The organism is Sphingopyxis sp. (genome assembly GCF_036402335.1).
GTDB lineage: Bacteria > Pseudomonadota > Alphaproteobacteria > Sphingomonadales > Sphingomonadaceae > Sphingopyxis.
On record NZ_DASWTD010000240.1, the window covers coordinates 1 to 5,044 of the forward strand.

Annotated in this window: 5 protein-coding genes; 3 read left to right on the forward strand and 2 right to left on the reverse strand. The window is 68.0% G+C overall.

Annotation, left to right across the window (positions count from 1 at the left end; genetic code table 11):
* The 3 genes from VGD20_RS07525 to VGD20_RS07535 form a co-directional block, all read left to right on the forward strand.
* Positions 1 to 603 (forward strand): iron ABC transporter permease (locus VGD20_RS07525; protein WP_331133851.1); only part of this gene is annotated, 603 nt, incomplete at its 5' end.
* Complete coding sequence (locus VGD20_RS07530) at positions 597 to 1,370, forward strand: ABC transporter ATP-binding protein (RefSeq protein WP_331133852.1); 774 nt, start codon at positions 597 to 599, stop codon at positions 1,368 to 1,370. The genes VGD20_RS07525 and VGD20_RS07530, both read left to right, overlap by 7 nt.
* Complete coding sequence (locus tag VGD20_RS07535; protein ID WP_331133853.1) at positions 1,367 to 2,059, forward strand: hypothetical protein; 693 nt, start codon at positions 1,367 to 1,369, stop codon at positions 2,057 to 2,059. Before VGD20_RS07530 ends, VGD20_RS07535 begins: the two co-directional genes overlap by 4 nt.
* Here the strand turns inward: VGD20_RS07535 and VGD20_RS07540 are convergent.
* Complete coding sequence (locus tag VGD20_RS07540) at positions 2,056 to 3,066, reverse strand: cupin-like domain-containing protein (protein WP_331133854.1); 1,011 nt, start codon at positions 3,064 to 3,066, stop codon at positions 2,056 to 2,058. The two genes, VGD20_RS07535 and VGD20_RS07540, sit on opposite strands and share 4 nt — an antisense overlap.
* Positions 3,067 to 3,083: 17 nt before the next feature.
* The coding region (locus VGD20_RS07545) for a family 20 glycosylhydrolase (RefSeq protein WP_331133855.1) at positions 3,084 to 5,044 on the reverse strand (1,961 nt) is incomplete at its 5' end.

Sequence of the window (5,044 nt, forward strand, 5' to 3'; positions counted from 1 at the left end):
CTGCTCTTCATCCTGTCGGGCAAGGCCGAAAGTCCGCTGACGCTGATCCTGGCCGGAATCGCGGTCGGCACGCTCGCGGTCGCGGGGACGAGCCTCGCGCTCAACCTGTCGCCCAATCCGTTCGCGGCGATGGAGATCATGACCTGGCTACTCGGCAGTCTCGAGAACCGGTCGTTCGAGCATGTGTGGATCGCGTTGCCGTGCATTGCGATCGGCGGCGCGATGCTGCTGTGGAACGGCCGCGCGCTCGACACGCTGACGCTCGGCGAGGATGCGGCGCAGGCGCTGGGCACCGACCTGCGGCGAACAAGATTGCGGCTGCTGATCGGAACCGCGATCGGGGTCGGCGGCGCGGTCGCGGTGTCGGGCGCGATCGGTTTCGTCGGGCTGATCGTGCCGCACCTGATCCGCCCGCTTACCGACCGCAGCCCGTCGGCGATCCTGCTGCCCTCGGCGATCGGCGGCGCGGCGTTGCTCACGCTCGCCGATCTGGGTGTCCGCATCATCCCGACGACGAACGAGCTGAAGCTGGGGGTCGTTACCGCCTTTCTGGGGGTACCGATCTTCCTCCTCCACCTGATGCGGGAGCGACGGATATGGTGAGCATCACGCTGGACGAGGTCGACGTCACGTTGGGGCGCCGCACGGTCGTGCATGGCGTCAGCACAGCCTTTCGCGCGGGCACGCTAACCGGAATCGTCGGACCCAACGGCGCGGGCAAGTCCACATTGGCGCGCGCGATGCTCGCACTTGTGCCTGCGAGCGGGGCAGCGGAGGTCGACGGCGTCGATGTAGCGGCAATGCCGCGCAGCGAGCTGGCGCGGCGCATCGCCTATGTCCCGCAGGGCCAAACCCTGCACTGGCCGCTCACGGTCGAGCGGCTGGTCGGGCTGGGACGGCTGCCGCACCTCGCGCCGATGTCGCGGATTTCGGACGCCGACACCGCAGCCATCGAACGCGCGATGGCGCGTGCCGATGTGCTGGAACTGCGCGACCGGATCGCGACCGAGCTGTCGGGCGGCGAACGCGCGCGCGTGCTGTTCGCGCGCGCGCTGGCGGTCGAGGCGCCCGCGCTGATCGCCGACGAGCCGCTCGCAAGCCTCGATCCCGGGCACCAGATCGACGTGATGGACATGCTGCGCGCCGAGGCGGCGGGAGGCGGACTGGTGATTGCGGTGCTGCACGATCTGACGCTCGCGGCGCGCTATTGCGACCGGCTGCTGCTGATCGACGAAGGGCGGATCGTCGCCGACGGGACACCCGCCGAGGTGCTGACAGCCGAACGGCTGCGCGCGGTCTATGGCATCGACGCAGAGGTCGAGACGGGCGGTGAGTGGCCGACGATCACGCTCTTCGGGCGCGCCCGATGAGCGCCGAAACACTGTTCGCCGAGCAGGGATATGCCGCGGTGCCGCTGTTCGATCCCGAACTGGTCCGCGCAGCCGCGGCCGATATCGCCGAGCATATCGATCGCGTCTCGCGCGCGCTCTACCTGCCGTTTGAGCAAAGCTGCCCCGACACGCCGCTGACCGAACGCATCGACAGCGTCTATGCGCACGAACGTAGCGTCGCGAACCTGCTGCGCGTTGCGGTGTGCACCGACGCGCATCGCGGACCGCGATTGCAGGCGCTGGCGAACGATCCGCGGCTGATCGAGACCGCCGGGCGGATCAGCGCCCGCGCGCTGTCGGGCAAGATCGTGCGCGTGCGCGCGAGCATCGCCTGCTTTCCCGAGCATCGCCACGCCTGGCACAGCGACGTCGCACGCGACGACGGCGCCGGATGCGGCAAGGTCGCGGTGACCGCGTGGATCCCGCTGAGCGATGCCGGGCCCGAAAGCGGCGGGCTGGAGATTGCGGCGGGGCGCCAGCCCGCGCCGCTCGCGAGCGAGGGCGACGATGGTTTCGAAATCCCCGAATGGCGGCTCGCCGGCCTGCCGCGCGTGCAGCCCATATGTCCGGCAGGGACGGTGCTGTTCCTCGATCGCTTCACCCCGCACCGCACCCTGCCCGCGCGCGCGACACGCTTCGCGCTCGTCGTCTGGATGAAGGCGGCCTAGCCGCTCCCGCCGCTGCGGCAAAAGCCGACGACATAGTCGATGATCATCCGGTCGCGCTGCAGCGACGGCGGGCCGAGCACCCCCTGCGCATGGGGCGGCAGATGGTCGACCGCATGGGTCGCGCCCTCGCCGAAGACATAATGGTCGAACCAGGTGCGCCATGCCTCGCGTTCGCTGTCGGGAAGCTCGCGGATCGAGTGCATCGCGAGCATCAGCGCGGCGAAGGGAAAGCGGTCCTGCCGCTGGCCGAACCAGTAGTTGACGAGGACGTTCAGCGCCCCCTCGCTACGCACATGATGCCACCACATCGGGGGCATATAGATGGCGTCACCGGGCGCGAGATCGGCAACCAGCTTGTGCCGCTCGGCCTCGGCATAGAGGGGGTAACGCGCATGGTCGGGATGGTCGGGGTCGACCATGCTCGTCGGCTGACCCGCGATGGTGCGCTCGACCGGGCCGACATAAAGGTTCGCTATCTGCCCGGGCGGGAAGAGGGTGAAACGCCGGCGGCCCGCGACGACGACCGCGATGTTCGCCGCCATGTCGTAATGCGGGGCGATACGGCTGGTGTTGCCGACCCAGATGCGGGGTTCGACGCCGGTGTCGACGGGCAGCGGATTTTCGGCGGCGAAGCTCGCGACGCTTTCGGGCGTCGGAGTCGACCCCGCGTAGAGCGTCGGCGGATCGGCGGCACCGCGCAGCGCGAGCAGGCGCGTGACGAGGGCCGTCATCGGCATCTTTTCGCTGCGGAAATTCACGCCGCGCATGTCGTCGGTGTAGAAATAGCGCCCGCCCGTTTCGGCGAGACCGACGAGCACGGTCAGCGGTTTTCCATTGTCGCGCGCCGCGAGATAGGCGGCGATCGCCTCGTCGCCACCGCGCGCCGCGGCAACCGCGGGCCAGTCGCTCGCGATACCGCGAATGACGACGGGACGATCGGCCGCCTCGACCACGGCTGCGATCGCGACACGGTCGCTGCCGGATATCTCTTCCAATGCCCCGCTCACACCGGCTCCCCTCCCGCTTACCGGGCAGGTTCGACCCGAACCGTCCGGCTGGCGCGCTTGCCGTCGGCGGAGCGGCTGCGCAGGTCAACCGCGCCGCTGACCGCGACGGGGCCGGCATAGCGCGTCCAGGCGCCGCCTTCGACACGATATTCGATCGCCGTGCCGGGGAACATGCTGTTCGCCTCGAGTTTGCCGTTCGCGATGCGTGCGCCCGGCGGCGCAACGCGATAGGCGACGCCGATCCTTTCGAGCATCGGGAATTGCGTCGCGACACGCCCGGCGAAATTCTGCCAGCCGGCCTTGAGCTTTGCGGCATCGACACGCTTGTCGCCCCATTCATAGCTGGCCCCAGCCTGATAGGCCGGGGTCCATGGTGCCGGCGCCCACGCACGCTCGGCAAGCGCGAGGAGGCGTGGGAACAGCATATAGTCGACCTGCGCGTCGGTGCGGATCGTCTCGCTCCAGAGTTGCGCCTGCAGCCCGGCGACGCGATGTCCGGGCTGAAGCACAGGCTTGTCCTCGATCGCCTTGCCCTCGGCATAGATGTTGCGGATCATCGCAGCATTGGCGGGCAGGTTGTCGGGCATGAAACCAAAGACCTGATACGGGTCGACGCCGCGCGAAGCCCAGTCGTAGCCGCCCTCTTCGGGATGCGGCGCGTAGGGCATGTCGAAATAGCCGAGATCGGGGATCGACAGCACCGCGTCCCAGCCGCGGTTCATCTGGTCATGCGCCTCGCGGATCGCGCCGGTGTGGAGCACGCCCCAGATATTGGTCTGCACCAGATGCGGTTCTTTCGGCATCGCCGCGGTTTCGGTGTGACCCATGCCGTCGCTCCAGCCGCCGGTACGCAGGCCCTTAGCCGCGAGGCTCGCGGTTACCCGTTCGATGAAGCGCGGGGTGAGCTTGCCCGCATCGCCGCCATTTTCGGCAATCATCGCCTTGCACGCCGGGGACTTCACCCACGCGCCCGCGGTTTCGTCGGCGCCGAGATGGAAGGTCTTGAGCGGCGCGCCTGCCTGCTTGTGCATCGCGGCCAGCGCATCGACGACGGTATCGACGAAGCGATAGGTCGCGGGAATGCAGACGTTCAGCGTATTGTCGCTGTAATTCTGGATGCTGCGATATTCGGTGGTGTCGGCGGGGTCGATCAGGCGATATTCGTCGGCCTCCGCCGTCTTGCCCGCAGCGGTCAACCGCGCATGACGCACCTCCATCGCCATGATCGCGGCGCGGCTGTGGCCGGGCATGTCGATCGACGGGATCACCTCGATCTGACGCGCCGCCGCCGCCTCGACGATCGCGACATAGTCGGCGGTCGTCAGATAGCCGTTGACGCCGCCCGCACCATCCGGTCCCGCGCCGAGTTGCGGGAGGATGCACGTCGTCTCCGAAGGATCGTGGCAACGCTTCGATCCGATTTCGGCGAGTTCGGGAAGTGCCGGGATCTCGATGCGCCATCCCTCGTCCTCGGCGAGATGAAGGTGGAGTTTGTTGAGCTTGTACGCCGCCATCGCTTCGACGAGCTTCAAAATCTCATCACGGCTGTGGAAATTGCGGCCAAGATCGATGTGAAGGCCGCGGAAGCCATATTCGGGGGCGTCCTCGACGTGCAGCGGCTTGAGCTTGCCCTTTTCGAACGCCGCCTGCTGCGCGAGCGAGCGCAGCGCGTAGCTGGCGCCCGCCGCATCATGTGCGGCAATGGTGATACCCGACGGTTTGACGTCCAGAATATAGCCTTCGGGCTTGGCGGCTGCGGCAGGGTCGATGCGGATCGTCAGCGGCAGCGCGCCGCCCTCGGCGATACCCAGCGCCGCCAGCGCAGGCGCAATGGCGCCACGTTCGACACCATCCAGCGTCAGGGCGATACCGCGGCCAAGATCAGCGACCCGGCCGAAGCTCTGTACCGCCTTTGCCGGCTTCGGCAGGATGATGATCCCCATCGCTTCAGGCGCCAACCGGTCAGCCTGCAATTCGA

Bases quoted from the DNA above. Each gene is read 5' to 3' on its own strand.
- VGD20_RS07530 (WP_331133852.1), top strand. From the start codon at position 597: ATGGTGAGCATCACGCTGGACGAGGTCGACGTCACGTTGGGGCGCCGC.
- VGD20_RS07535 (WP_331133853.1), top strand. From the start codon at position 1,367: ATGAGCGCCGAAACACTGTTCGCCGAGCAGGGATATGCCGCGGTGCCG.